Source organism: Thermoactinomyces sp. DSM 45891 (assembly GCF_900119485.1).
GTDB lineage: Bacteria > Bacillota > Bacilli > Thermoactinomycetales > Thermoactinomycetaceae > Baia.
This window is the reverse complement of sequence record NZ_FPJZ01000025.1, coordinates 1-26766: the sequence shown is the minus strand read 5'-3', so window position 1 is coordinate 26766 and position 26766 is coordinate 1. Positions and strand designations below refer to the sequence as shown.

The following is a 26766-nucleotide window of genomic DNA, read 5'->3' as shown; positions in this document are numbered from 1 at the left end:
ATTTGATTTCAATTCCTATAAGGATGCAATTGAACTAACTACTCATTGAGTGCTTATGATTTGAAGAAAAAATCATTTCAATTCCTATAAGGATGCAATTGAACCCGTTTATGAACATCGGTCATATTAAGGGTTTGAACAATTTAATCATGAAAGAAAGTCTGTGAACCCACGATCGTGTTAAAATCCGGGTAGGTTCACAGATTTAAATGATATTCGTCGGAGAAGGAGGGGATGACTCTCGTTCCCCCATGCAAATCTTCTCCACTAATTCTTCTGATCTCACTGTAAAGAAAATAACCTGATCTTCATTAGGGACAATTATCTTTTTCAGATGGAGCTGCAAAGATTTTAATTGGGCTTTTGTCAAATCGCCCTCAAACGTAGAATTTTGAACTCTAAAAAGATATCTCGAAAAAATCTTTTTCACTTTTGATACCCTTTTTACATTAATGTCGTACACACCTAAAACATACATAGACTTCCACTCCTACAAAACACTGTGGGATTCGGCTACAGCACTGTACCGAATGCTTACAAACTTCATATACTATAGGTCTGTTACCACCACATTTTAAAGCTAGAATATATTTTCTCCCCAAGAATATGACGTACCAACTTATAGCACTCTAGCCGGATTAATCGCTCATAACTAGACTTTTGATCTAGTTCACGATGATGAATCGTAGTCTTTAACCTCTGGTTATACTCTGATACAACTAAGTCTCGGCCCTTCTTATTCAAGTAACATAACCCCATCGCTTCATCAAAGCAAGAATCGTTAAGCATACCCAGGCCAATCAGCCGAAAAATAACCTTATCTGCAACAACCGGTTTGAACACTTCACTAATATCGAGAGCTAGAGAATATCGTCTTTCACCTGGTTGATGCAAAAAGCTCAATGTCGGATTTAGTGAAGTTCGATAGATTTGATTAATGGTCGTTGTATAGACTAATGAGTTCACAAAGGAAATCAGTGAATTCATTTTATTATTTGGAGGATGGTAGACCCTTCCATCCATCACAAATTGCTTGTTTTTCACCACCATGATTTGATCCATGATCTGATAATATTTCTTTCGAACGTTTCCTTCATATCCCATCAATTGGGGTATACTCGTGCTTTTCTCTGTATTTTTCATATCTTGAACTAGATTTTCAACTAGTGGATCAAGAAGTTCAAGTTTATTTTCTCGACGTAATCTTCTAACGTTTTTAAGAATATTAGCTTGTGCCCCCCTCATGATTTCTTTAGCTAAGGGGATTCGAACAGATAAATCTTCCACAGCAAGCGCTTGCTTTACAAGGAGGAAGCCCGATAATTGTGCATCTCTTGGAGTAAAGCTTCCTATGTATTTTCCTTGATAACCAAAAAAATGAACAGGGATTTTATGTTTTGAGAAAAAATCGAGTAACGCTGTATTGAGATCCATTGGTTCGAAAATGTATAAAGCATCCATTTGTTCAATTGGTAAGTATACATGGCCCTGATCATGATCAAAACGTACGGTATCATGTTGTCTTCTCAATAAACCACTTCTGGTGATATAGAATGGCTCTTTCATGGTTCTCTCCTTACTTAAACATAACAAAACTCAAAGTATGCACATTTCTTACAAAGTTTTTTATTTGAATGTACTGGAGGAATGTCCGCTCGTTGCACATTCTCTAGAATAGCTTGTATCTTTTTTTCAATTTCTTCCACTCTATCCTCAGTCAAATCCAAGGTTATAATCTCTTTGATGGCAGGATAGTGAATTTTCGCACCTTTAATATTATTAAATTGCTTTCGGTATTTAAGTACGTAAGCATAGTACAGTGGTTGTGTCTCGTGTTCTTTTTTTACAACCTTTGATGATTTCGTCTCATGAATATAGCCATCTTTCTTGATAAAATCTATGACTATACCATCCACTCTGATCTCCTTTCTATTTCGTTCATAACTTTCCTCATGGTAAAGCCTACCTAATTCCACATCTTCAAACCCTTCTTCAAAGCGGATTCCCTTTGCATACAGCCATAACTGTCTGAAACAGCTTTCTAGGTAATAGAAATGCTGCCCGCCAATGTCTTCTTCTCTCACATGATCTCTCCTCCCTATGTTATCAGGTTATTAACTGTCCGAGTTTCTTGATCCATAAAATCAAACCCCATCTGGTCACCATCATATGGAACATCTAAATAACAAATAGATATATCACCAATCTTTACGTACTTCACTCGTCCCTGTTTCTTACACTGTCCAAAACGGTGCTCTTTCACTGATACTGTATATTTACGTAATTCTTCATACACCCTCTTGATATCCGATCGACTGGGTTTCCAATCAGGCAAATTCACCTTTGCTCTTATAACAGACTCATATTGCTTAGGAATGACATCGATTGTACGGAAACTCTTCTTACGTAGTTGAAATGACCCTGTACTTCGATCATCATTATCATCCCCATAACGCTCACGAGGAGTTCCACCAAATATCAAATCTTCTTTGAAATACTCCCATAATTGACTATGAAATAGATTTGGAAACTCTGGGTATAGTTGATTAAGCCACTCTTGCATACATTCAAAACTATACACTCCCTCTATTAGCTCCCAACTTCTATTCAATACATTGTCAGAATCAAGAAATTCTTCTTTATCCACGTATGGGTAACCTGCTGTTTCTACATCTTCCAATTGAAAAAGATACTGCTTGTATGCAAAATCATCGGGAAGGTAGTCTCTTTCAACACAGTATTTGCAACCACATTCACCCCGCAGGAACATATAGCCTGTCCGATGCTCTCTCCCTCCCCGTTGAGTGATGGAATCGATTGGAGCGATCTCGGATAATTGAACATCTGCACTAATATCTAAGCTCATCTCACAAATCTGAGTAGTTATAAGAATGCATTCATTCATATTTTGATAGCCTTTTTCCTCAAGAAAAGCAACTTCTTCCTCTGTACGATCCTTCATGTTCGTAAACAAGATTTGAATTAACTTCTCTTTATCTTGGCGATCACACAAACAAAACTCAGAATGGTAACAAATCACATTTGTGTTCTGCTCCTTAATAAGCATTTTTGCTAATGGCTTAGCCCTTTCAATCTGATTACAAACAATCATCATTCGAGTACCTACATGAGATTGAATAATTTGGTGTCCTTCTTCGCTCAATCCCGTGCCCTTACGAATGAGAGGAGCATTTATTTTTTCAATTAAATAAGGAGTCGCTCTTGCTAACTTAGATCGACTATCAATTGCCTTGTAAGGGGTTTTATCGATTTGATTTAGTCGCTCAATAAAGGAGTCAGGTAACGTAGCTGACATAATTAAATGTGGAACCTGGTAGTGCTTCAATAATTGAATGCATTGATAGATTCCACTGAGTGTTTCTTGATCATAACTGTGGATCTCATCGAACACTACAACGGATTGAAGAATATTGCCAAAAGCACGATCCGAGTAGCGTGTGGAATGAATGAAACTATAGACTAGCTGATCCACGGTAGAGATTGTAACTGGTTGATGGTAAAACCGATTTCGAAATTTCTCATCCCTAATAAGTGAATGGAACGATTCTTCCTCATATTCAGGATTTTCCTGCGTATCTCTTAAAATGGAATCAACTTCTGAATGAGAAATTCCTACATAGTCACGAGGGTAGTTATATCTTTTCGGATTTACAATTCCATTAAACATAGCATTCGTTGTAAATTTGGTAGGCAATGTCACAATCAGCTTTCTCGCTTGCCCTTTCTGAACCCAATGATTAGCAAATTGAAGGGCAACAGCCGTTTTACCTTCTCCGCATCCTGCACGAACGACCATATAGGGTTCTACTTCATGTAACACCTCAGTCTGTAGCTCGTTTGGATAAGAAAACATCGGATTTTGAATCATCTTCACGTCTAGCTCTTGAATCCAACGATTGGCATGCTCTCTTACCTGCTCCAAGGTGATTGGAGTTGACCGATCAGCATCTTTATTTGCTTGATAGAGAGATTCTGCTACTTTGCTAGAGATGTTATCGCATGCACATAAAATAGATAAAAAGACGGTATGAAACAACTTTTCAGGTAGGTACCTTTTATGCCTCTTGGTAGAATTTTTCAACAAATCCTTTACTTTATTCACTTTCTCTCTAAGTTCAGAACCACTCCACTGGATATCCTCCGTAATTGGTTCATGCGGAGAAAAATCAGGAAATCTTTGACTCACATTTTTGGTAAATTCATTCCATACATCTGCTGGAATGGTAATGGATGCCTGATCACCAATCTTTTGATAGCTACCGTTATGTAACATAGAGTGATGCGCTAGAATACTCGTTAGACAGGCTCGACGTAAGGGATCATGCAATTTTTTATCGTTGAATTGATGTTCGAACAATTTCCATACTATACAAAAAGACACAAGTGGATGGGAGAGTGCATAGGCTTTCTTTTCTGCTAGATAATCCTGCCAATCCAAGTGAGCTTTTCCGATATCATGTGCGTAGACAGCCAGATGTAAGAAATGCTGAAAGGAATCTACTTTTATTGCATGCCTCTTGCAAAACGAACGAAAAAATATCTTATTCTGATCCCAAATAATATGGAAGACGCTTTCTGAGTCCTCCAAATGGGTTGCAAGGGATAGATAAGGTTTTGCTTTACTCATTCTCCAACACACCCTCTAGATGAATATACTGCTGGATCTCAGGAAGATAGTAACATTTCATTTTGTTCTGTAATTTAAAGTGCTTTTGAATCGTGACCATCTCATATTGAACAGCTGTTGAGCGAGCTTCTTCTAGGAAACGAACAGGCCACCTTACTACATAGGAATTCCCCTCCGTATTAATCGCAGAGTGAGCCGATAAAGGAAGGACATTGTGAATTATGGATGATTGACTAGGTGTTGCTTCTATAATCCCTTTTACATACACCTCGATCATGTCATCTGATTCACCTAGGTACAAAATACGAGCTGGTTGATTTAATGCTGCCTCTACTTCATTTAGAAGCTCATCCTCTCCCCGAATATAAAGGCGATAAGCAGGTTGGATGATCTTCTGTTTAATGAGGAGTGTATACCATTGATCCTTTGATACATTCCATTTCTGCCACCGGGATAAGGTTTCAACCGTTTCACCAAAATCAAGTATACCTACATTCAGTTCGAGTTGATCTTGTAGAGAGTAGTCATCTGGAAACAATCCGAGTGCATTTGCGATCAACCCATACAATGTTGTCGGAGGAGGTGCTGGAAATGTCGAGTGAACATTTACAGCATGTGGAATGCGAAACGAACACCAAGAGGGAACTATTAGGTCTGCCACCAATATCTTCATACTTGATCCCGAATCTGCTCTTTCGCCCAAAGTATCCCCTCTAATACAGTCATGACAGGAACGCGATATTCCTCAAACAATTGAAGAATCTCCTCTTCATTTGCCACCATCTCAGGTGTCCATCCCACTACCAGCTTATTTCCAAGTAATTGATGCTCCTTGAGAACAGTTGCAAGCTTCTTCACACTTATTTCCCTTTGATTGTTGAGATCTAGCACGTCTAAGCCACGTTGATTATAGGTATCTTGCATTGCTAGTAACATAATTTCAGGAGCAAGGGATGCAGCTGAGCGAGCTTGTTTAGCAAAGCCGTTCAAATGGTAAACGGCGTCCAAAATGGCATGCGTCCGTGCCACCTTTTCTTCAAGTGGAATATCAATGGTCGTTTTATATCCTTTAACCAATTGCTTGGCTTTTTCTTCCTTTTCCTCTTTTTTTGCTTTTTTCTTATCTTCGATAATTGGCTCTCTCACAATACCAACGTTTGCTAAATCAAGCACGACATTACAACGATAGATGTTCTCAGTCATTTGTACATGAGCGATGCGGCTATCTTTCTTCTCTGATTCTTTCTTCTCAACTTCAGAATGTCGGGTTAGTAAGTCTTGTACAATATTACTCTCGACCTGTCCCAATCCTGGAGAAACTTTAACTGGCGACCAACGTCTCGTACCACTAGATCCCTTTTCCGTCGCAAGAAACCCCCGAAGATCGCAACTCCAACAGTTTGCTACATCTCCACATGGCGTTTCGGGCGAACAAAGAAAGCGCTCAGGATTGCTACGAGCAACGGTATCAAACAAGGCTCTTCGAATTGATTGGCCCGACACATATGGCTTCTGTTGATTGGCATATAATTTCAGTTCAGTCACATTTCCTACGGATTCTCCTGAGTTAAGGTTGGCAAGGTCCGTTTTGGATAGCCAAGTCATTGAAACTGATTTCATTATTGAACACTCTCCTCTTTCTTTGGATTTTTATGCTTAATAGCGTTGATAGCATATAGATTGATAAAAATAAGAAGACGCTGACGAACAATTGGAAAATGCTTAGGATTTGATAATTCTTCTAATAATAGCTCCATATCCTCTGCTTTGATCAAACGAACTTTTTTCTCATCTTTCACTGTAGATTTCACCATACGGAACGTTAATTCAAGTAAGGCTTGTCCGAGTTGCTCTGGAGAAATCGCAGTATTTAACCTCGTTAACACGCCCACGTCTTCATTAACATTTGTACCAATTGCAAAGCTAATAGAACGAATGATTTTCATAATATTTTCCGTCATTGTCTCTTCCTCCTTAACAGATAACCTACTCTCGACAAAGTCAACAAAGAATAAGATAGCTCTATCTGTTATGTAGTATTCTTCTTTCTTTTTACTCATTTCATTATAGTATGAATATAATGCATATGAGAGTAGATTGAGGTCTTTGGTAAAAACTCCTTTTGCCAGTTGGTCTAACACTCGTTTGTTTGGACAGATCAATTTTCGGAAGAAATTCTCCACTACATTGCCTTCACGACCTTGGGTTCCAAAAGGAATGTTTTGAGCCAAAGCAATTTGTTGATGACCTACCGGAATACGATAAACCTCCCGGGCCTGTATGTTTTGTCCTCGATCCAGCTTGATAATATTCCAATGATGTAATGAGTATGCAAATTGATCTTCAATTGGAAGATCTGGATCGGCTGCCGCCTCTGCTTCGTTTGCTGTATGAAACAGATAGTACACTTGAATCAGGCTATTGTAGATGGTACGATGCCAAAAATCCTTGATATTCGTTTGATAGCTTTTCAAAGCCGGTTGAGCATAATCCACTAACTTCTCCTTAAAGGTTTGGATCAAGCTTTCCAAAGTCCTAAGGTCATTGGTTTCTGGCAACAGAATATGCACTTCATTTTCTTCAAAGTAGGGGCGTTCCACCAATAGTAACGAGCTGTATAGATTCAACATGTGACAAACCGTACACATTGAGGAGGAAGCAACCGTCGATTGAACGTTACGAACTGCCACCGCATGATGTTGGTTAAAGAACAAATTATATTTTTGTTTTGTATCTTTAAAATGGCCAGAGACTCCCTTTTCTCCACAGAGGGGACAAGTCTTTCTTTTCTTTTCCTGATCGGAAAAATGAAAAATAAATTGATCGATTACTTCGTGCAAAGTGTCCACGGTAAACTTCCAGTCTGTATTGGTTCCAGCAAAGCTTCTCATGGGTTGGGGCTTTACTTGTTTCTTGGCATATTTCAGTGCAAAAGACAATTCCCCTGACTTGAGTGTTGCAACTTGCTCATCAGTTAACGTCCATTGATGATCTTTATCAACCCACCCTGACTTTTTACAAGCATCAAACCAATTTACATTTAGTAAACGAATCTCCATCGGCATGACCCAAGCTTGGTTGAGCCGCTCCTGCAAGCATTCATAAAGAAGTTTTTTTACAACTTCCTCCTGCTGCGAATCCCATGTAAGCTCAACTCGGTCTTCTTTGATCTCAATATCGATTAAAGATCGATATTCGGTATCGGGATAAAAAGGATCAACCTTCTTATCTATATCGCGATAGAATCCAACCAAGCCAAAATCCTGCCACGCATCTCCCGATCGCATAAGGGTTGCTTTCATATTCAAAGCAACACCTCCTCACTATATGGAATGTAAAGTGCTGAGTAAAAAATTAATTCTAAATGAATCATCTTCACCCCCTTCACTTTTAGAAACATTAAGATAGAAGCACTTTTACTATGTAGAGTAGACTAAACTAAAAAAATTGTCAATATAATATAAAAAATATTTATTATTTAAAAATATAAATTCCTGCAAGGATACAAGTTAGGAAACGTTAAGCATAGACTTTCAATTCCAATGGATGCAATTTCGATAGAAGTTAGATACCAAATGATTTGAGTGCATTATAAACACTCTAATAAGATAAACTTATATCCTTGATTCTACTGTATCTATTTAATATTGTACATAGTTTGACATCACTCATTGAGAAACCGTCTATAAATCATTTCAAGGATGGCTTCAGTCCCAGAGTTCAAGTGAACAAAGAATATTGTCATCAAACTAGAGCAAACTGCAAATTCCTATAGTTACAAGTAGAAACCTAACTACCTCACTAGCAACTCCACTTACAACTTTCAATTCCTATGCAAGTAAACGAAGCCGAAAAGAGCGTAACTGATGAACTTTGGAATTTCAATTCCTGTAAGGACGCAAGTAAACTGGCGCGGTCAGCAGGGGTTAATCTGATTTTGATTAGTTTCAATTCCTGTAAGGATACAAGTAAACATCGATGGAGACTTGGATAGGAGCATTGATGTGGATCCCTGTTTTGATGATGGCATGTTTTCACTCACTGGTAAAAATAGATAATGAATTTTTCATTTATATGAAATATGGTTGAAGGAAAGTTTAACATGCGGAGGCAATTTCGTAGGTGCTCAATTTTTGCCCTTATATTGTAACGTATAAATGCAATCTTAAATAATATTTAGTACATATGCCAACTTCTCTATCGCTTCTTTCTTCACTCGATAATAACTCCGCTTACTCCAACCAATCCTGTCACAAACAACCTCATCATTCCTCCTCATACGAGTGAAATACCTCTCTTCAACCAATTGTCTCTCATCCTCATTTAATATTTTCAAAGCCTGCTCAATCCTCTTTAACTCCATTTCTTTCTCCGCCCGTTGCACCGCATATTTCTCTGTACTTGATATGTATTCTTTCTTACCTCCGTGCATGGGTTCACCATAACTGGAGGTGCAGGAAGGGTACTGGTATTTTAGATCCTCCACAGCCACTTTCAGGATAGGATACTTTCTAAGTCTGCGTTCCACTTCTTTCCGATAACTTGGTTTTCTCACTCACCTCTGCACCTCCAGAACCCTGTAAGCCCTAACTAGCAATCTGAACCCAGACCTCTACTCGTTCCTCATCTTTACGACCAACAAACTCTTTTGCCGTCCCTTTCATGTATCGCACTATATATCGATCATCCTCGTATACAAGCCGATTGAGTGCGTCCTCGATTCCTTTTACATAGTTAGATAAATCACCATCTAGACCGCCTTTGAGATATACCTTGCAACCGAACTCAATCGGGACTTTCTTCGGGATGCATTGCCAGTTCTCTCTTGCCATGGCTTGTCTTGCGTGTAGCTGGACAAGCTCTTGATATGCTAGATATCTCTGTGCATCCGTTTTTACATATTTCCCCCGATGTGTCATTCTTGTGTAAGGGACAGCTCGTCCCTTAACCGTGAAACATAACATGCCACCCCTCCGCTCACCACATGCCCCGTTCTTTCATCTTCTTTTGTATTCGTATATATTCCGTACAAAGCTCATCCGCTCGTTCTTCACCAGAGAGAAGCGGATTATCAAGATAATCCGCCCCTCGATGAATTCGTGTTTCTAGCTCTTCATATCGCTGTTGTAATTCTAAATCAATCATAATCTATAGCTCATCGAACCGTTGAATCCAGCCTTTAAAGGCATAGCGGAATTCATTTACTCCAATGTCCCGTCCCTTAGCTATTACCGATTGAATTACTTTCGCTCCCATGTGATCTCTACCTGGATCGGTATCCTCTGGATCTTCCCAGAGAAATTCCACTAGATCGGCATCTTGCTCAATCGAACCCGACTCCCTAAGATGCTCAAGTGATGGTTTAATTGCCTTTTTCCCTTCTCTGCTCATCTGGCATAGCAAGATTACTGGGCAATCGATCTCTATGGCTAGGTGTTTCGCCGCTTTGGTTACCTCTCCTACCGCCTGTGCCCTTGTTTCACCCTTCTTAGTGGGGATGTTCATGATCCCCAAGTAATCCACAAAAATGGCTCCAATCCGTCCGTGCTTTCGTTTCTGCTGTCTGGCTACTGCTCGGATCTCATCAATGGTCACATTTTTTGCGTCGGCTATGGAGATCGGGAGCATTTCTAGCGCATCATAGCCTTCTCGTAAGTGCTTCATATCACCTTCCGATAGATTCTTAAGGCGAATCCGATTCGCACTCACCCCTGTCAAGCTGGATAACATACGGTTAAAGAGCTGTGGGCGTTTCATTTCCTGTGACCATACGAGACATTGTCCTTTACCCTGTGTGGCGATTCCTTGGATCATTTGCAACATCTTTGCTGTTTTCCCGACCGATGGTCTGGCGGCCAGTATGTATAGCCAGCCTCGCCCTAGTCCGCCCATCCATTCATCAAACTTAGGGAAGCCCGTATGGATTAAGTCGTCTTTCCGAGCGAGGTAATCAAAGTATTCTTGACGTGCGTCTGTGATCGATACGAGTTCGCCATTTCCCTCTGGCCGTATAGAATCAGATAGTCTTTCAATGGCTTGTAGCATATCCTCTTCTTCGGAAAATTCGCCCTCGCTTGCAATGGATTTAATCCGATCTCCTAGTTCCATGATTCTTCTCTGTACAGCATGTCGATGAACAATTTCAGCGTAGTGACCAGCATTTTGTACAGTTGGTGTAAAGGAGGCTATCTCCGTCATATATGCTACTCCGCCCGACTGCTCCAATTTCCCATATGTATTTAGCCGATCTGTAAGGGTAACTAGGTCAATCGGTCGATCACTCTCGTGCATATGCTTCATGACAGTGTAGAGAGTCTGGTGTGACTGAATCGTAAAGTCGCGAGGCTCTAGCTGTATTGTCAGATCATCCATCACCCTGTTATCTAGCAAAATAGCACCCAGTATCGACATCTCAGCATTCGCTTGTCGAAAGTCGGTGTCCTTGTAAGTCATTTACATTCATTCCTCCACTCAGCCATTTTTCTAGTAGGTCTCTGTCCGTTTCAGGATCAAATCCAGCTGAGACAAATTGTCCTACTGCCTTCTGGTATTCAAAGCTCTTGATTTGTTTTTTCTCTCGCTCGTCTTTCAGACTAACTACTGCAGCTGGTTGACTCTTTCTAGCTTTGTGAGCCTGTAGCTGATCGAATTGCGCTCGTAGTTTACTAGCTGACAGAATATTGGCTTGCCAGAAATGATCCGTTGTGGCGAAGTCGGTCACCTCTTGTATTTCCTGCTTGGTTCGTTTGTCTAGCTCTACTAGTTTTCGAAACTCATCTGCCCACTTGTTGAGATCATCTGGGGTTCTTGCATTGGGCTTCCAAGAGAGGATCTGCTTTTGCAGATACTGTGCCATTTTCATATAGGGGGATTCATCGTCGTAAACGTTCTGTTTGCGACTATAATCTTTTTTATCTTTTTTCTTTTCATTCTTTACATTCTTGTTAGGTGTTAGCGGATTGTTAGACGTTTGTTGATCGCTTTGTTGATCTTCTTCTGATGAAGATTGGTAAACCTCCCAATTCACTAGGGTTATAAGCCTTCCTGTCTTTGTCGATTTGTTTGTTAGAAATCCCCACTTTTCTAATTTCAACAATGCCGTTCTGATGCTTTGAATTGACACATCATTTCCACAGTTTTCCTTGATTTTTTCAAGGGATGTAACTACTTGTCCAGGCTTTACAGTAAATATTTCTCCCTTGAATTCCCATTGATTGTCCTTATGGTTTACCATGAGAAGAATCGCAATAAATACATCTCTTTGCTTGCTATTCAGCTGTTTATACAGGTCGCTTTGGCATAGTTTTCTATGCAACTTAATCCAACCATCCATACTCTCACCTGCCATATTATGAGGTTATATATAGATAGGGCGACCTTGCCACTATCTATATATATAAAACTCTACACTCCACTATCAGTAGCCCCTAAAAGGCTTCCGTGTCTATCTGTCGCATATAACCGTTGATCGCTTCCAATTAGGCTATAGTACCTATTACCAATTTTAAGCATGTGTTCGGATTGGGACTTGTTCCAATCATCCTCATAACGCTTTCTGTACGGTGTATGTTTCCGTGGTCGATATCTCATCCAGATCTCCTTCTAGCATTCTTTTGGCTTCATCAATCATGAATCTCATATCTGTAAACTTTCTGTATACAAGGCTCAGTAATTCCTGCTCACTATACTGAAATTGAACAAGTGCATCGCCTGTTCTATAAATCTCGTCTTCTAAGGCCTCTAGTCTAGCCCTCAGCAAGTTCATCGACATCGTCTGTACCTCCTGCTATTTCTTCTTCAGACTGGTTGTAAAACGCTTGTTCAAACTTCTTGAAGCTAAGAGGAAGAGTAGAAGGTAGCTTACGTCCAAACGCATGCTCCGTTCGATCTCCAGCCTCCCAACTTTCATCAGGTTGTGTTCGAATCACTCTTATAGATCCCTCATTCGTCCTAACACTTTCCGCATATAGAATAATGTCGACCATTCCGAGCACTATATCTCTACCGGATCTAGGGATGGACGGAACTGCTTTATTGATCGTGGACACTCTGGTTTTGACTTCAGAAGACTCTACGTGACTAGTGAACACCAGTCCATAAGGAAGTAATGAAAGCTTTCTGATTACCCTAAAGAACTCATCTTTAATTAATTGCCAGCCTTTACCGAATCCTAGATCGCTCTCGTGCTGAATCCCCTGTTTTTCCTTAATAAATTCGGCACAACATTTCCAGAGGTTGTCGACCGTATCGATCACAATCGTTTTAAAGGGATGGTTGCCCTTGCTGAGTTCTCCACACACTTTGACGAACGTTTGCCAATAAGGGACTTTCACCTCATAGCAGGAAAGTGCCTCTAGTCCAGGCTCCGTTGCCAAGAATAGGGGGTTGTCCATCCTACTACAAAAAGTAGATTTACCAATTTTCGGCTGACCATAGAGCAGAATTGAATAATCTTCCAACTTCTGTTTAGGCTGCGTTTTCTCTGTAGGTAATAGCACAATATGTCTCCTCTGTATTCAGTTGTCTAAAGATCGTTTTTCTGGTATCCTAGTCATACATTTGTTTTTTAAGTGTTGAACTCGCTTTTGCCGAAGCGAGTTTTTTTATGCCCTCTTTCAACCGCCCCACTCCTTTCTTTGTTCTCGTTGCTCTTTGGTATGTATCATTACCTCCAAGCAGTCACATGGTATACTTGGTTTCACACACAAGCAAGTCATTTCTTTACTTTATCTGTAGCTCCATAAAGATAATCGATAGTCGTATCAAAGAGATTTGCTATGTCGATTAGAACCTGTGGTTTTTGAGGCATCCTTCCACTTGACTCGTAACCTGTAACGGTCTTTCGATCAATATCGAGGACATCGGCTACTTCTTGTTGAGTCAATCCGTTTTCGATCCTCAGTTGTTTCATGCGTTCAGAAAATACATCCATGTCTTCACCTCATTGTTTAATCCTGCGCTCCATGCTCGAACCAACTAAAAAAAGCATCCCGTCCAACTCTTTTCAATCTTCCTATTCGAATAAGTGGAAAGCTCTTATACTCCATTACTTCATAAGCTCTGCGTACTGAAATGCCTAGAATGGTTGCCACATGCTCTGCTCTTAGAACTGCTGGATATTCCTCAGTCACTGCATTTCCTCCTCTCCATCATTCTAGCTCCTTAAAGCTACATTTTGAAGCCTGAGGGTATTTTTGAAGCTAAAGAAATTCTATCCTTTATCCAGCTAATCGTCAATCATTGCTTATTGGAAATTCAAACCAAAGTCTATCCATGTGTTTCATATTGAAGCATTTTGTTATAATATGTTTCATAATGAATCAACTATGATTGAACTACACTGAATAAAGTAGGTGGCAATAATGGAGATTTTTTCGGAGAGACTTAGAAAACTACGAGAATTACGTGGATGGACACAAAAAGAAGTAGCTGAAGCCCTACACGTTGATCGAAAGACCGTTACAGGTTATGAATCCAGCGGAAGAACGCCTAGAGAGCGTGATATCTTGGTCAATTTAGTCAAACTTTTCAACACTACATCCGATTATCTTTTCGGTATCACAGACGATCCGAGCCCCAGACGAGAACAAACGATGGAAGAAAAACTGGAAAATGATCCCTATTTACAAGAAATCCTGAAGCAGATAGAATCAAATCGTCGCTTCACAGAGGACAAGAAAAAAGAACTCCGGAAGCAAATGATCGAACTCTATATACAAGGTCTTTCAGACGTTGATTGATAAAAAAGGGGAGGTTTATCCATGCTGCAAACGTTAGTGAATTTATCTACTAACTATTTCGGACGAGAAATAACACTCATTTTGAAAGAACTTTCAACAGGATTTGCCTTCTCTCTATCCACCTTGTTATTTACATTACTCTTTTCATGCTGGCTTGTTACTCGCGTTAAACATAGCCCTAGTATTAACGAAGCCGTTGTCAGTTGCATTGCACCCATCCAAGGGCAACCGGTCGGTCAATACAACGCAAAAAATATTACCACCCTTATCCAAGCATTCGATACTATGATATGCCTGATTGCCACAACCATAATGCGTAGATCGATTATATTTGAAAATAAGAAACGAGCACGGTTTATCTTTTTAGGGGCCGTTTTTTTTATGCTCCTTTTCATCTATATAGGACTAGGAACAGCTACTACATTGTTTCTGAAATAGCTTCAAAAATTAAGCCAATGATAATTCAATCATTGGCTTTACTTTTATCCAAACTTTATATAGTGTGTCACAGCAAGGGAGACAACATTTATTTTGGCATTAAGGGGGACACATAACATGAAAGGATACTTTCGCAAACGGGGTGTAAAATGGTCATTTACTATTGATCTAGGAAAGGATCCTCAAGGAAAAAGAAAACAAAAATCAGTTAGTGGCTTTAAAACAAAGAAAGAAGCCCAGAAGGCTTGTGCTGAGCTCATTGCCCAGATCGAAAATGGGGGCTACAAGGAACCTTCTAAGATAACTTTAGGGGAATTTATTACGGAGTACATGGAAAATCATGTGAAACACGAAGTACGACCATCCACCTTTCAAAATCAGCTGGGTACCACTAATCAAAATATTATTCCAAATTTAGGATCACTACAACTCCAACACATGACACCGTTGATAGTTCAAGAATTCTACACTAAAATGCTTAATCAAGGGTATAAAGCCAGCTATATTAGAGTCGTTCACGCTATCTTAAGTAAAGCACTTAAACGAGCGTTTGAATGGGATATGATTCCTAAGAATATATCTTCTGTGTTAAAGCCACCCCGTATTCCAAGTAGGTCAATTCACGTTTGGGATATGGAAACAGTAAACCAGTTCCTTTCTTTCACTAAAGACAGAGAATTGTACATCATATATGTGCTTGCAACATATACAGGGATGAGAAAAGGAGAAATACTGGGACTTAGATGGGATGACTGCGATCTCAAAAATGGTAGGGTTAATGTTAATCAGACACTAAGCTTAGTAAATAATAAATTAGTGTTCCAAGACCCCAAAACAAAAGGTTCGAAGAGAACGATTCCATTACCTGAATTCGCTCTACACTGTTTGAAAAAGCACAAATTACAACAAAATCAACAAAAATTACAGCTTGGTTCAGCCTATCAAGATCATGATCTTGTAATTTCTTCTAATAATGGAGAACCGTTACCTCCATACATCGTAAATTATGATTTTAAGAAAATGTTACAAAAAGCATCCCTACCAAAAATAAGATTTCATGATTTGAGACATAGCCACGCCACAATTCTCCTGAAAATTGGAGAAAACCCAAAAGTAGTCTCCGAGCGTTTAGGGCACACAACTATAGGCATGACATTAGATACTTATTCTCACGTTCTCCCTGATATGCAAAAGAGTCTTGCGGACAATTTTGACACAGCAATGCAATCTAGTAAGAAATCCTCTTCATATGACGAAGTGAGAAAAAAAATATAAATGTGGTCAAAATGTGGTCAATTCAGTTGAAAAATTTTAAAAACCCTTTCGAACTCTATATATACAAAGGACTTTCGGGTAAGTTTCGATACAGTCATACAATATATATTGTATTATACTTTATATTAACTTGTTTCCTTAATTAAAAAGTTTCTAACCTATTTATTGTGAGTTGATTTTCTATTTATTACGGATGACAACCCAATACCGAAAAGCCCTAATCCTCTAAAATCAGGGACTACGGCTTTCTCTTCCTTATTTATCTCTTTACTAATGATATAGACATTACTTTTTATCAACTGCATCAATAAATTCTTGCAAAGATTTATTGTATGCAGTTTGCTTCTGCAGAAATTCATTTTGCAAAGTCAGCATTTCCCCTTGCAACTTTATCATTTCATCTCCCTGTTGCCTCGAAGGCGCTTGCTTCGACGTAAAAGACTTTAAAATTGATTCCTGATTTGCGAGGGATTTTTCCGTAACCTCAATTACTTTTTGTTTAGCGTCAATAAGAGACTTAAAGTTAGCTGAAAAAGTATCCGCTAGCTTTTTTAGATTCTCCTTTTTTATTTTATCAACTTTCTTTTGGATAGTAGGGAATTCCTCATTTATCTTTTGTACTTCTGTTTTATACTCTGTAAGTATTTTTTTCATTTCTTCTTGCTTATCATTGATTTGTTTGATGTTATTTTGGTTTAAACCTGTTTTTTGCACCGAAAGTACAATACTTCCCAATTCTGTGCCAAGCGAGTTTACTTTGATATATTTCTGTTCGTTTTCAGTAAATTTTGATACCGTTTTTTGCATCTCTTTTCCGAGTTCATTCACATTGACAGAATCAGAGAACAACGAGCACCCTGACAAGAGAATAAGAGAAAGCATAATAGCTAGAAACTTCTTCATAATATCCTTCCATTCCTTCTATATGTAATATTTTTTAAAAGACACAAACACTATTGTAACCTCTTTTAAGATAATTGAAAAGAAAAATATTTATTATACAACCAAAAAAACCCTCTCTCTATAAGAAAGAAGGTCATATCTATATGGTTTGATTAGTTTTGCATAACAAAATCATTCTCTGTAAATTCGCCTTCCTCAAAGACACGCAAAGTCTGGTACTTCGTATTGCGTTGGGCAGGTACTTTACCCGCATCACGGATGAGTTTGAGGGCGAGGTTGTTGTTTACTTTATGGGTTGTGCCCGCTGCAGAGACTACATTTTCTTCAATCATCGTACTACCGAAGTCATTACAACCAAAATGAAGGGATTTCTTCCCGATATCTGGCCCCATGGTTACCCAAGAGGATTGGAAGTTATCGATATTATCTAACATAAGCCTCGCAATCGCTACAGCTTTTAGGTATTCTTCAGGGGAAAGCTTTTCACGCTTCAAATTCGTAAAGTCTGGTTGAAATGTCCACACGATAAAAGCTAGGAAACCGCCTGTCCGATCCTGCTGTTCGCGAATGCGGAGTAAATGCATGACGCGCTCTTCCATCGTCTCTCCAAAACCGATTACCATCGTAGCGGTCGAATGCATGCCCACACGATGCGCGGTATCCATCACTTCCATCCAATCTTCCCATGTTCCCTTTAGACGGGAAATCTGTTTACGAATACGATTATCCAGAATCTCAGCTCCCCCACCCGGAAGGGAATCGAGTCCCGCTTCTTTTAGCTCACGAATCACTTCTTCCAACGTAAGTCCATCCGAAACTTCTTGCATCTTTCTGATCTCAGCTGGAGAAAATGAGTGCATCGTGATCTCAGGAAATCGCTTCTTAATCTCTCGTAAAAGGTCCGTATAGTAGTGAAATGGCAAATTAGGATTAGTCCCGCCTTGCATGAGAATTTCTGTACCACCTACATCAAGGGTCTCTTGAATTTTTTGGAAAACTGTATCATCGTCTAATACATACCCTTCTGTAGAACCTGGCGCTCGATAAAAAGCACAGAAACGACAATACGTATCACACACATTGGTATAGTTAATATTACGTCCAATGACAAAAGTAGTAACCGGCTCCGGATGCTTTGTTAACATCATTTGATTCGCAGCCTGGCCGATTTTCTCTATTTCATCACTATTCCATAAAGAGACGCCGTCTTCAAATGTAAGTCTCTCTCCTTGTAATGCGCGTTCCAATATCGCATCGATGTTCGACATCTCATTCACCTCCAGATCCCATATATCCAAAGTTATTTCTATCAATCAAGGTTACGGCCAAGTCACAGTCCAAACATCATGTTCATTTTATCACATGATGGCAAAAAGCACATGAGATTTTGTTTATCACAAATTCATGTGCTTACTTCGTCTGATTATAGGTGACCGATCCCTATACAAAACGCCCTGTTAACCATGCTTCCACTGATGCAATCCCGCCAACAACTGGCTCTCCTTCAGTCACACGATCTAATGCCGCAAACACAACGTAAGCACCGCCCACTGTCTGCACGGTAAGTTGCCAGTACTCTGCTTGGGATAGCTCATTTTTCAAGAGTTGCGCATCTGTTATCACACCATTTAATAAAATAGTGGGTGCAAGAACATCATTCACTTCATCGTTAAAAATCCCGAGCGGAACTAAGGATTCAGCTGATAACGGAACCTCTGGATCTTGTTTTTGATCAAATTCCTCTTCTGTAGCAAAACAACGTACCTGATGCGCAAATGCAGAGAGTTCCACGTTACGCGTTTCAGATTGTTGGAATGCCTCTAACACTTCCATATCCCCTGTTTGAAACACAAATGGATACACACCCGACTCTGGGTTTGTCTCCTCTTCTGGTCTCATCGAGCCAAATGTAAGCCCTGTTAATTCACCTTCTTCATTGGTATCTACTTCATAGATCCCGACAGGAGAAACCATCCCTTTACGGTGATGAAAATTCACATGGAACACTTCATGATCCTCATCCATAAGCGCAATGATCTCTTCTCCATTCGAAAAAACGAGTGAAAACTTCCTACCAAATGAAGTATCCGTTTGCTCACCAGTTCGAACAACAAGGTCTAGGTACTCCATAAACTGATCTTCACTTTCGATCGCAAAACCCATAGAATGTGCAGGCATATTATGTACTCTCCTTTAGTTGCTAAATATTCTAACCCCTAGTAGGGGATTTTTTATATATCACTATCATTTCTCCATACTTAAATCGTATCATTTATATTTTTCAAAAAAACAGCGTTTGCATTTTTGTTTGCAATTCGCTGTTTTGTGTGAGGACCTTTAAGTAAAAACTCTAAAGTCCTTGTAAATATTGGTGCCAATAGTCAGATTCGAACCGACACGGTAGTCACCCACCGCAGGATTTCAAGACCCATGTTTTTTGATATGTTTCTATGTACAATACTTTCAAACAGCATGAAAAAGTATCTCAATCTGTACATATAAGAATGCACCCGTTTGCCGATTATGTTTTTAAATTCTGTTTACAGTATATCACACAAAAGGCTTCTGTAAATAAAAAAGCCCCTGTATATCACAGGAACTTTCATAATACTTTTAGTTTTTTTAAGATCAAATTGTTTAAAAGAGAGAGAACTTACAAACCTATCGATCATATAGCATACTTGAACACACTTTTCCATTAGAATCAAACAACTCTACCAATGTTCGCCAACGCAAATAGTTATTCCTTCGACCTGGATGGATTCTCCCGAGAGATTCAGAAATTTATGAAAAGATAAAGATAAAGATCCCTCACATTCGCTTTCAAGACCTTCGGCAAGTCATGCCACATATGCAGAAAGAAGCCGTACGAAAAATGGGATGATTTTCTCTATAGTGGACAGGATGAACGTTATCGTACGTAATCATACTCCTATGGACACTTTGAAAAATGACAAGCAAAACGAGTAAAAATAGCTTATAAATAAATCGCTGAAACCCTTATGTACCAAGGGCTTTGGCGATTTATTTTTTCCCTAACAAAACCCTAACCATTTGACTCCAAAATTGACTCCAAAAGACAAAAAAAGAACCCCTACTAGATAGGAGTCTTTTCTCTGAAGCCCTTGATATTACTACGTTTTTTTTGGTGCCGAGGGTCGGGCTCGAACCGACACGGTAGTCACCTACCGCAGGATTTTAAGATGCAAGACCCATGTTAATTAGTATGTTTCTATGTACAATCCTTTCAAACAGCATGAAAAAGTACCTTGATCTGTACATATCAGAATGCACCCGTTTGCCGATTATGTTTTGAATTCTTTTTACCGGTATATCACACAAAAGGCTTCTATAAATAAAAAAAATCACCCCCAGACCAAAGTCCAAAAGTGATGTAAGGAGACAAGCGGCAATCCTCATCTTCTGATATATTCCATATCCTTATGATGAATCAGAGAACCCAATCGCTCTAGTTCAAGTTTATTCATTCTCACTACCTCTTAATCTTCTCCATTAAGTCGCTTCATTGTCTTCTGGAAAAGATCGTAAATATAATCTCCTCTTTTACGATCAACAGAAGCTGTTACCTCTGTTAGAGGGCAAATTGTCGGAACCTTTTCGTGCGGAAGCTTGATTGAAGGCAAACCATAGTAAACGTATTCTGGATCGTCTAAGTAAAATGCCCATTTTACCTTTAAGTTTCTGAAGTATACCTCACCTACATATCTACCAAGAGCATCCAAAGTAAGTTTCTCACTCTCTTTACGTATATCCTTGACAGTTGGATAGTTTTCTAGAATCCAACTTTCCAAGCGTAATAACGATTCTGGGCTATAATCCAATTCTAGTTGTCTTGGCATACTGGCAATGAACGAATCTAAACGATCCCCCATCTCCATAAGCCAGTATTGATATAAATCTTTTTGATGTTGAATGTCATTTGTTGATTTACTCATCAATGGTTCCGCCTTTCTCAATAAACTTTACATCTATGTTCGATTTTCTAAGTTCTTCTTGCAAAGGCTTACTTGCATCAGCATTTTCAAATACCCAAGTAATGTGCCAATTCTGCTCTTTAACTAAGTAGGCATCTCTCACTACTTCTGATTCTATATGGTCTGATAGGGAAAAGTAACCCCTGCCCTCCTCTATCGTTCTTGTTTTATGCTCAATCCCCTTCTTTAAGCTCTTATCAGCAATATCCAAACGTCTAGCTTGTCCATTAGCATCAATAGTAACCTCTCTATCTCCCCATCCTAACCTCTCATGAAATGCATCCATAGCTTGGTTGGCACTTCTAGCTTTCTCCATATTCAAATCATAGGTTTTGCTCCACCGATCATAAGACCATTCACCATCTCTATCTTTATACTCTTCCCACCGTTGTGCTTTGTGTGAAGGACTACCTGGTCTAAGATCGTCAACTACTGTATTTGAACTTTTCCCACTCGGACAATCAATCTTCCCTGCCAACTGCATCGAAGCAAAATAATGCCCTGCATCCTGCTGTTGTATGGCTATACAATCCGAGAACTTCATTATGTACGGTTCAATCTTCGGCCACACAAACGTAATCCCTGTAAGTAACATCGCACCTGCTGTAGTGGTAGCAAGTATTCTCTTGGCATTACCGAATAGATTATCTCCGAATGACTTTACTTTGTCACCGAATCCTTTGAATGAGTCAGCGATAGCATCAAAAGCTTTACTTGCTAGAGGAAACTTACTAGAGATGCCGCCTGCCTTCGAAACAACAGAACCTGCCTTTCCTGCTTTTTCTAAACCTTTTGTTCCAACGAATATACCGACAATTTGTGTTGCCGCGTATCCTAACCACTCTGAGCGAGAATTACCATCACCGTTCACAACCATTCGATTCCACGATTCAGTTATCTCATTCCAGACTCCACCTACCATATTCGATATGTTGTTCCAAACTTCCCCCGGATGCGTAATCCAATGCCCGAGTTTCTTTCCTGACTCAATCGGGTTTAGGATAATATATCCAATGAGCCCCAAAGCCCCTACTACTAAGTCAAAGACCCCCATCACGATGTCAGCCAATCCTCGTAAGACACCTTTGATAAAAGAGAATGCCCATTCAACGACTTGTAGTGCAGGAATCTGTTTCTTCAATAATGCCCATGCTAATGTAGCTGCAGATCCGATTGCTAATGCCCACTTCCATGCAGTGTCCATGATATCCTGAATCTTAGCACCTAGATCATCCAAGATATTATTTACATCATCCCACAGCTCACCGCACCAATCCGTGAAACCGTCCCACTTGTCACTAACCCAATCTCCTGCAGACTCTAGCCAACCTTTTTCCGTTGCGGTTGATGTTTGAGCAATATCTTGGTTGAATCCTCCATTTATAGGAGTATTATCGATGTTGAAATCGACTGCATATGTAACCCCTTGCCCTACGAACCCAAATGTGAATAACACAATCATCAGAATAAGTAAGGATCTCGATATTCTCTTCATGTTTTTGTTACTCATAGATGTCCTATCTCCTCCACCATCCAACGAAAAAGGGTAGCGATATGCCACCCCATTCGTTTGTTCATGCTATTTTCGGTTTATATGCCAAATATAAATTTATCTATTATAATATTATATAACAAAATTAGAGTTTTTTCAATATTTTTGAGGGATAATCCTTCTCTGTTTTCTTCTAATATATAGAGAAAAAGCCCCTGTATCACAGAGACTTGATAAATTCCACTCCTCTAAAACAATGGCCACCCCCAGACCGAAGCCCAAAAGTGATGTAGGAATATGATCCTCCTGAAATCAAACACTCTATTCGATTTTTTGATCGTTGTAACGTTCGTCTATTTCTCTTAGATCAGTCTTATCTTTCTCATTATCTAGCATGTAACGAAATTCTTTTACTGATGGATTCTCAGAATATCCTGATGTTTCCATCGTGTTTAATAATCGATAAGCACGACTTTTAGCATGAGGCGATTTTAATAAAGTAGCTTTTCTGTAAAACTCTCGCCCTTCATATACACTTTCTTCAATCTGTCCTAACATAAGATGAGCCCTTGCCCAGTCCAAGGGAATCCATGCATCTAGCCATGTATTAGCTTCCAAAGCGATTTGTTTCTCTATATCTCCTTTCATGGCTAAAGTTTCTTCTGGCTCTCCTAGATCTAGGTGTCCATAACTCTTTTCTGCCAACACACCACTTAAAGAATGAAATACAAAATCTGTTCCATCGCCATACTTAAAGTTTTCAATACTTCGTGCGGTACGCAGTGCGGTTTCTATTGCCCTTTTAAATTTTTGTTCTAGTTTGGCACTTGCATACACTCGTGCAAGATAGGAATTTGTTAAAACCATAACATGTTTTGAAGCTCTAAACGATTCGTCTCTAGCTAACTCCAAGCATTCGATTGCTTCATCATGTCTTTCCATTCTCTCAAGCTCTGTTCCCATATTTAGATAACTGATGGCTATTGTAGCTGGATGATCGATTGATTTGGCAATATCATTCATTTTTTGAAACTTGTCTAAGGCTTCTTCATATCTTTGATTTTCTACATCCAGTACACCATTGAGACGCAATACTTGGGCATATAGTATTTGAAACGCTTGATCTGAGCTTATAGGAGGTGGTGTATTCGACTTCAAATAGTCAAAAAGGCGATTTAGGTCATTGACGTATTCCTCAACATAAGGCAAAGGCATAATACGACGAAGTGTCCATGTTCGCTTTATTAAGCTTTCTGCTGTTTTAAGTGTTTCGTCGTACATATATGCTCCATTAAAAGTATTAGGGTTAAATGGGTTATAATCGGAAAGTCCCATTTTCCAAAGAGGAATGTGTAAAATATCACATAAACTACGGAGTGTGTTTAAATCACTTATTGTTTTTATTCCTCGCTCAACGTCTGATACATAATTCACACTTACACCAATCCCCCCACTTGCTTGTGGCCATTGATCGGCTAATTGTAACTGCGTCATCTTTAGTTTTTCTCTACCTTCACGAATTGTTATTCCGTAATGATACTTCATACAAATGACACCTCAATCCAACTGTTTTGTGTGAGTAATCAATCTTATAATCTATCAACATTCAATCCCTGTTGTTTATTCAAACTATTGTGGTTATGAGCCATAATTAATCCATGGGATTATTTATTTAAAATATTCTATAAAATATATTTTTCTGTGCGAGGTGCAAAAATGGATAATTTATTTGATTCGAATGTTTCTGAAATACAGAATGCTGAGTCATACGATTTAGAAGTAATTATTAACTACCTTATCTCTAAAGGATATTTCGATTTTAATGAAATCATGGAATTCAGAAATCTATATTACAGCCAACAGTCTGAAGAAACATTTTAACTCTTATCCTGTTTGGCTTTTCTTTCTATTGCAAGGCGAATCATATTTGCAAGAAACTTACTATCTTCTTCTGTTAAATCTCGTCCACCAAAATGTGCATTTCCTTCCTCTATCATTTCAATCACTCTTTCAAGATCAAGAATGCTCAATTCATCTTCTGATTGAAATTGGCTAAATTGATCTGCTGATCTACCTAAAAGCCAATCAACAGAAACTTTGTACAGGTTTGCTAATTTAGCTAAAGTATCTGGATCAGGATTTCGATCTCCCTTTTCATAATGAGACAGTGTTACATTACTTATTCCTATTTGTTCAGCTGCTTCTTTCTGCATTAATTTTGTTCTCAGTCTTGCCTTTTTTAGTCGTTCTCCTAACAATTTATCCACCCCGATTCACTCTATGTTAATAAGTATATATGAATTTAACTAAACAAAAAATATTTTTTCCAAAATGGAAATTCAGGTATTTACTTTCCATTACGGAGATAATATAATGTAATTAACAAAACGGAAAAGAGGTGCATGAAACAATGAACACATCAGACACTATGATCCAACTACTTCAAACCGTATCCGACCTAAATGAAAAAGTACTCAACCTAACCCAACGCATGGAAAACAAACCACAAACCGAATCCCTCACCTACAGCGTAGAACAAACTGCAAAGATGCTTGGCATTAGTCGTACCAAACTCTACGAACTCCTACACCGCCCAGACTTTCCCGTTGTCGATATCGGGCACAGAAAACTCATCCCAAGAAAGAACCTTGAACAATGGCTAGATCAGCAAGCCCAATAAACCATAAGGAGTGAACTTCATGAATCCGATTCTATCCAAAATCGACTACCGCTTAGAAGTTCTCCAATTCCAGATCGAGACCCACTCTCAGGGATTTCTACAAGGCATGTGGGAAGATGGCAAAGCCGCACAGATGAAAGAAGAACGACAATTCCTGAAAGAATTGAAACAGCAAGCCCAAGTCCTTATGAGTAATGCTTTATGATGAAACACCATCACACATTGTATTGTCTCAGATGTCTAAGAAAGGGCTTGAGAGTTGAAGTTACTGAGATGCTAAAACGTTGTGTCAGATGCTATCACGATCATTCACGAGATGAAGTTTGCGAAATGTTAGACAACCACATCACAAGGCTCTCTCACTACTTGACAGATGACGAATTACAAAGCGAACTCGCCTTTATGATTGAAAAAGTAGTACCCACTCAAAACTAGGAGGAATTCAAAATGAACAAAGTAAGCTTAGTCGGTCGTGTGGCAGTAGATCCAAAAGTAAACAAAACAAGCAATGGAAAGTCATACATGTTCTTACGTCTAGCAGTGGAAGGCTATTTCGATAAGAAGACCAAGCAAATGACCACTGATTTTATCCCAGTGATGGTATGGGGTCGTGAGGCAGATAAATGTCGCAATCTTTTGAAGGGTTCGTTAATTTCGATTGAGGGTCGTGTGAGTGCTGGATCGTTTGCGGATTCCAATGGAGAGAAGAAGTTTAGTCTCGATATTATCGCAGAGTCGATCAGTTTCTTGAGTAAACCAAAATCCAAAGGTGCTTAAACAGTGAGTGAGCAGGAGGAATTTATGATGTGGGATAAGTTAGGGGAAGCATTGAAAGAGGCGGCAAAGAAGGGCACTGGTAATCAAATCAACATTGCAACAGGACATAATTCCAAAATCATCGCAACAAAGATTACTAGCGGAAAGAAGAAAGGTGATAAGAAATGAGTTGGTTTACCACAAATGAACCAAAGGACGATTGGATCAAATGTCTGTTCGAACCTGCCTATGACCTTATCACCATGGAAACCGAACACACCAAGAAGAGGAAGCGCGAGCGTGAGCAACGGAAGCAAGAGAAAGAACACGAAAAAGAACGACAGCTTGAAGAAACGTTGCGCCTAGAGGCGGAAGAAAGAATGCGATTGGAAGAAGAGGAACAAAGAGAGCAAGAAGAACAGGAGAGAAAAGAAGCCTTAGCTAGGATGGTTGAAGAGTATGAAGAAAATGAACAAGATTCAAGCTTTGCATAACACAACAAATGCCCTAGCAGGATGGCAGTCCAACTGGGGCACCTCATTTAGGAGTTGATCCAAAATGAAAAGAAAAAAGATTCCCTTTTATTCTAAAACAGATAACCACTTTCAGCAAGTAAGCTCGTTCTTATATGGAAACCTCATGTGGTGGCTTCCCCTCATGGCTGGCTTTGCGGTTAAGTCTGGGATTCCTTTCTACGTCGCAAATGGATGTTTAGCCGTTGGTCTTTGCTTCTCCAAGACACGGGATACCATTTTGAAAACAGATCGCTTCTTTCGAGATTATTGGAGAAGTCATCGAGATGGGATGAAGGTCTCTAAGATGCTCCGAGAAACGATGCT

Annotated in this window: 32 protein-coding genes; 9 read left to right on the top strand and 23 right to left on the bottom strand. The window is 39.3% G+C overall.

Annotated elements, in window-relative coordinates:
• Positions 1-205: 205 nt before the first annotated feature.
• The 16 genes from cas2 to BT147_RS13960 all read right to left on the bottom strand — a co-directional run bounded on the left by cas2 (position 206) and on the right by BT147_RS13960 (position 13779).
• Entirely contained in the window at positions 206-478 is a 273-nt protein-coding gene (cas2, locus tag BT147_RS16020) for a CRISPR-associated endonuclease Cas2 (RefSeq protein ID WP_072336696.1), read from the bottom strand.
• 83 nt (positions 479-561) lie between these two features.
• Positions 562-1566, bottom strand: coding sequence for a type I-B CRISPR-associated endonuclease Cas1b (gene cas1b, locus BT147_RS14025; protein ID WP_072336693.1), 1005 nt, complete (start codon positions 1564-1566; stop codon positions 562-564).
• Positions 1567-1580: 14 nt separating this feature from the next.
• Complete coding sequence (locus BT147_RS14020) at positions 1581-2084, bottom strand: CRISPR-associated protein Cas4 (RefSeq protein WP_072336690.1); 504 nt, start codon at positions 2082-2084, stop codon at positions 1581-1583.
• A gap of 14 nt (positions 2085-2098) precedes the next feature.
• The gene (locus BT147_RS14015; RefSeq protein WP_072336687.1) at positions 2099-4648 is read right to left on the bottom strand and encodes a CRISPR-associated helicase/endonuclease Cas3; all 2550 of its coding nucleotides are present in this window, start codon (positions 4646-4648) and stop codon (positions 2099-2101) included.
• Entirely contained in the window at positions 4641-5351 is a 711-nt protein-coding gene (gene cas5, locus BT147_RS14010; protein WP_143188020.1) for a CRISPR-associated protein Cas5, read from the bottom strand. Before cas5 ends, BT147_RS14015 begins: the two co-directional genes overlap by 8 nt.
• Entirely contained in the window at positions 5318-6268 is a 951-nt protein-coding gene (gene cas7i / locus BT147_RS14005; protein ID WP_072336682.1) for a type I-B CRISPR-associated protein Cas7/Cst2/DevR, read from the bottom strand. Before cas7i ends, cas5 begins: the two co-directional genes overlap by 34 nt.
• Positions 6268-7956: a hypothetical protein gene (locus BT147_RS14000; protein ID WP_072336679.1), complete on the bottom strand. Its 1689-nt coding sequence runs from the start codon at positions 7954-7956 to the stop codon at positions 6268-6270. The genes cas7i and BT147_RS14000 overlap by 1 nt, the downstream gene beginning before the upstream one ends.
• An 857-nt stretch (positions 7957-8813) precedes the next feature.
• Positions 8814-9203, bottom strand: a complete 390-nt coding sequence (locus BT147_RS13995) for an ArpU family phage packaging/lysis transcriptional regulator (protein WP_072336676.1) — start codon at positions 9201-9203, stop codon at positions 8814-8816.
• A 31-nt stretch (positions 9204-9234) separates the two neighbouring features.
• On the bottom strand, positions 9235-9612 hold the full coding sequence (locus tag BT147_RS13990) for a RusA family crossover junction endodeoxyribonuclease (protein ID WP_072336672.1): 378 nt from the start codon (positions 9610-9612) through the stop codon (positions 9235-9237).
• Between the two features lie 13 nt (positions 9613-9625).
• Entirely contained in the window at positions 9626-9793 is a 168-nt protein-coding gene (locus BT147_RS15665) for a hypothetical protein (RefSeq protein ID WP_177239849.1), read from the bottom strand.
• A 3-nt stretch (positions 9794-9796) separates the two neighbouring features.
• Positions 9797-11101 (bottom strand): replicative DNA helicase, encoded by a 1305-nt coding sequence (locus BT147_RS13985; RefSeq protein WP_072336669.1) that lies wholly within the window; start codon positions 11099-11101, stop codon positions 9797-9799.
• Positions 11061-11981, bottom strand: coding sequence for a phage replication protein O (locus BT147_RS13980; RefSeq protein ID WP_072336666.1), 921 nt, complete (start codon positions 11979-11981; stop codon positions 11061-11063). The genes BT147_RS13985 and BT147_RS13980 overlap by 41 nt, the downstream gene beginning before the upstream one ends.
• Before the next feature lie 210 nt (positions 11982-12191).
• On the bottom strand, positions 12192-12419 hold the full coding sequence (locus BT147_RS13975) for a hypothetical protein (protein WP_072336663.1): 228 nt from the start codon (positions 12417-12419) through the stop codon (positions 12192-12194).
• A complete protein-coding gene (locus BT147_RS13970; protein WP_072336660.1) occupies positions 12394-13146 on the bottom strand; it encodes an ATP-binding protein in 753 nt (250 codons plus the stop codon). Before BT147_RS13970 ends, BT147_RS13975 begins: the two co-directional genes overlap by 26 nt.
• Before the next feature lie 215 nt (positions 13147-13361).
• Complete coding sequence (locus tag BT147_RS13965; RefSeq protein ID WP_072336657.1) at positions 13362-13580, bottom strand: helix-turn-helix domain-containing protein; 219 nt, start codon at positions 13578-13580, stop codon at positions 13362-13364.
• Positions 13581-13596: 16 nt separating this feature from the next.
• Positions 13597-13779, bottom strand: a complete 183-nt coding sequence (locus BT147_RS13960; RefSeq protein ID WP_072336655.1) for a helix-turn-helix domain-containing protein — start codon at positions 13777-13779, stop codon at positions 13597-13599.
• Between the two features lie 231 nt (positions 13780-14010).
• On the opposite strand from BT147_RS13960, the gene BT147_RS13955 reads away from it, so the two are divergent.
• The 3 genes from BT147_RS13955 (at position 14011) to BT147_RS13945 (ending at position 16101) form a co-directional block, all read left to right on the top strand.
• Positions 14011-14388 carry a helix-turn-helix domain-containing protein gene (locus BT147_RS13955; protein WP_072336652.1) on the top strand — a complete coding sequence of 126 codons (378 nt, stop codon included), beginning with the start codon at positions 14011-14013 and terminating at the stop codon, positions 14386-14388.
• A gap of 21 nt (positions 14389-14409) precedes the next feature.
• Positions 14410-14826: a hypothetical protein gene (locus BT147_RS13950; protein ID WP_072336649.1), complete on the top strand. Its 417-nt coding sequence runs from the start codon at positions 14410-14412 to the stop codon at positions 14824-14826.
• A gap of 117 nt (positions 14827-14943) precedes the next feature.
• Positions 14944-16101 (top strand): site-specific integrase, encoded by a 1158-nt coding sequence (locus tag BT147_RS13945; protein ID WP_072336647.1) that lies wholly within the window; start codon positions 14944-14946, stop codon positions 16099-16101.
• A 285-nt stretch (positions 16102-16386) separates the two neighbouring features.
• Here the strand turns inward: BT147_RS13945 and BT147_RS13940 are convergent, their stop codons facing one another.
• The 7 genes from BT147_RS13940 to BT147_RS13910 form a co-directional block, all read right to left on the bottom strand.
• The gene (locus BT147_RS13940) at positions 16387-17004 is read right to left on the bottom strand and encodes a hypothetical protein (RefSeq protein WP_072336643.1); all 618 of its coding nucleotides are present in this window, start codon (positions 17002-17004) and stop codon (positions 16387-16389) included.
• A 152-nt stretch (positions 17005-17156) separates the two neighbouring features.
• Positions 17157-18272, bottom strand: a complete 1116-nt coding sequence (gene mqnC / locus BT147_RS13935) for a cyclic dehypoxanthinyl futalosine synthase (protein WP_072336640.1) — start codon at positions 18270-18272, stop codon at positions 17157-17159.
• 172 nt (positions 18273-18444) lie between these two features.
• Entirely contained in the window at positions 18445-19182 is a 738-nt protein-coding gene (locus BT147_RS13930) for a hypothetical protein (RefSeq protein ID WP_072336637.1), read from the bottom strand.
• A 1322-nt stretch (positions 19183-20504) separates the two neighbouring features.
• On the bottom strand, positions 20505-20960 hold the full coding sequence (locus BT147_RS13925; protein ID WP_072336634.1) for a hypothetical protein: 456 nt from the start codon (positions 20958-20960) through the stop codon (positions 20505-20507).
• Positions 20953-22509 (bottom strand): phage tail protein, encoded by a 1557-nt coding sequence (locus tag BT147_RS13920; protein WP_072336631.1) that lies wholly within the window; start codon positions 22507-22509, stop codon positions 20953-20955. The genes BT147_RS13925 and BT147_RS13920 overlap by 8 nt, the downstream gene beginning before the upstream one ends.
• 303 nt (positions 22510-22812) lie before the next feature.
• Positions 22813-24036 (bottom strand): helix-turn-helix transcriptional regulator, encoded by a 1224-nt coding sequence (locus BT147_RS13915; RefSeq protein ID WP_072336628.1) that lies wholly within the window; start codon positions 24034-24036, stop codon positions 22813-22815.
• Between the two features lie 332 nt (positions 24037-24368).
• Positions 24369-24758 (bottom strand): helix-turn-helix domain-containing protein, encoded by a 390-nt coding sequence (locus BT147_RS13910; RefSeq protein WP_143188019.1) that lies wholly within the window; start codon positions 24756-24758, stop codon positions 24369-24371.
• Between the two features lie 143 nt (positions 24759-24901).
• Here BT147_RS13910 and BT147_RS13905 point away from each other — a divergent pair, with 143 nt between their 5' ends.
• From BT147_RS13905 to BT147_RS13885, 6 genes are all read left to right on the top strand, one after another.
• A complete protein-coding gene (locus BT147_RS13905) occupies positions 24902-25171 on the top strand; it encodes a helix-turn-helix domain-containing protein (RefSeq protein ID WP_083426582.1) in 270 nt (89 codons plus the stop codon).
• A 19-nt stretch (positions 25172-25190) separates the two neighbouring features.
• The gene (locus BT147_RS13900; protein WP_072336622.1) at positions 25191-25376 is read left to right on the top strand and encodes a hypothetical protein; all 186 of its coding nucleotides are present in this window, start codon (positions 25191-25193) and stop codon (positions 25374-25376) included.
• Between the two features lie 242 nt (positions 25377-25618).
• Positions 25619-25948 carry a single-stranded DNA-binding protein gene (locus BT147_RS13895; protein WP_072336620.1) on the top strand — a complete coding sequence of 110 codons (330 nt, stop codon included), beginning with the start codon at positions 25619-25621 and terminating at the stop codon, positions 25946-25948.
• A gap of 27 nt (positions 25949-25975) precedes the next feature.
• The gene (locus tag BT147_RS15660) at positions 25976-26116 is read left to right on the top strand and encodes a hypothetical protein (RefSeq protein ID WP_177239847.1); all 141 of its coding nucleotides are present in this window, start codon (positions 25976-25978) and stop codon (positions 26114-26116) included.
• Positions 26113-26421, top strand: a complete 309-nt coding sequence (locus BT147_RS13890; RefSeq protein WP_072336617.1) for a hypothetical protein — start codon at positions 26113-26115, stop codon at positions 26419-26421. Before BT147_RS15660 ends, BT147_RS13890 begins: the two co-directional genes overlap by 4 nt.
• A 64-nt stretch (positions 26422-26485) precedes the next feature.
• Positions 26486-26766, top strand: a 281-nt coding sequence (locus BT147_RS13885; RefSeq protein WP_143188018.1) for a hypothetical protein, incomplete at its 3' end; no start/stop codon positions are given.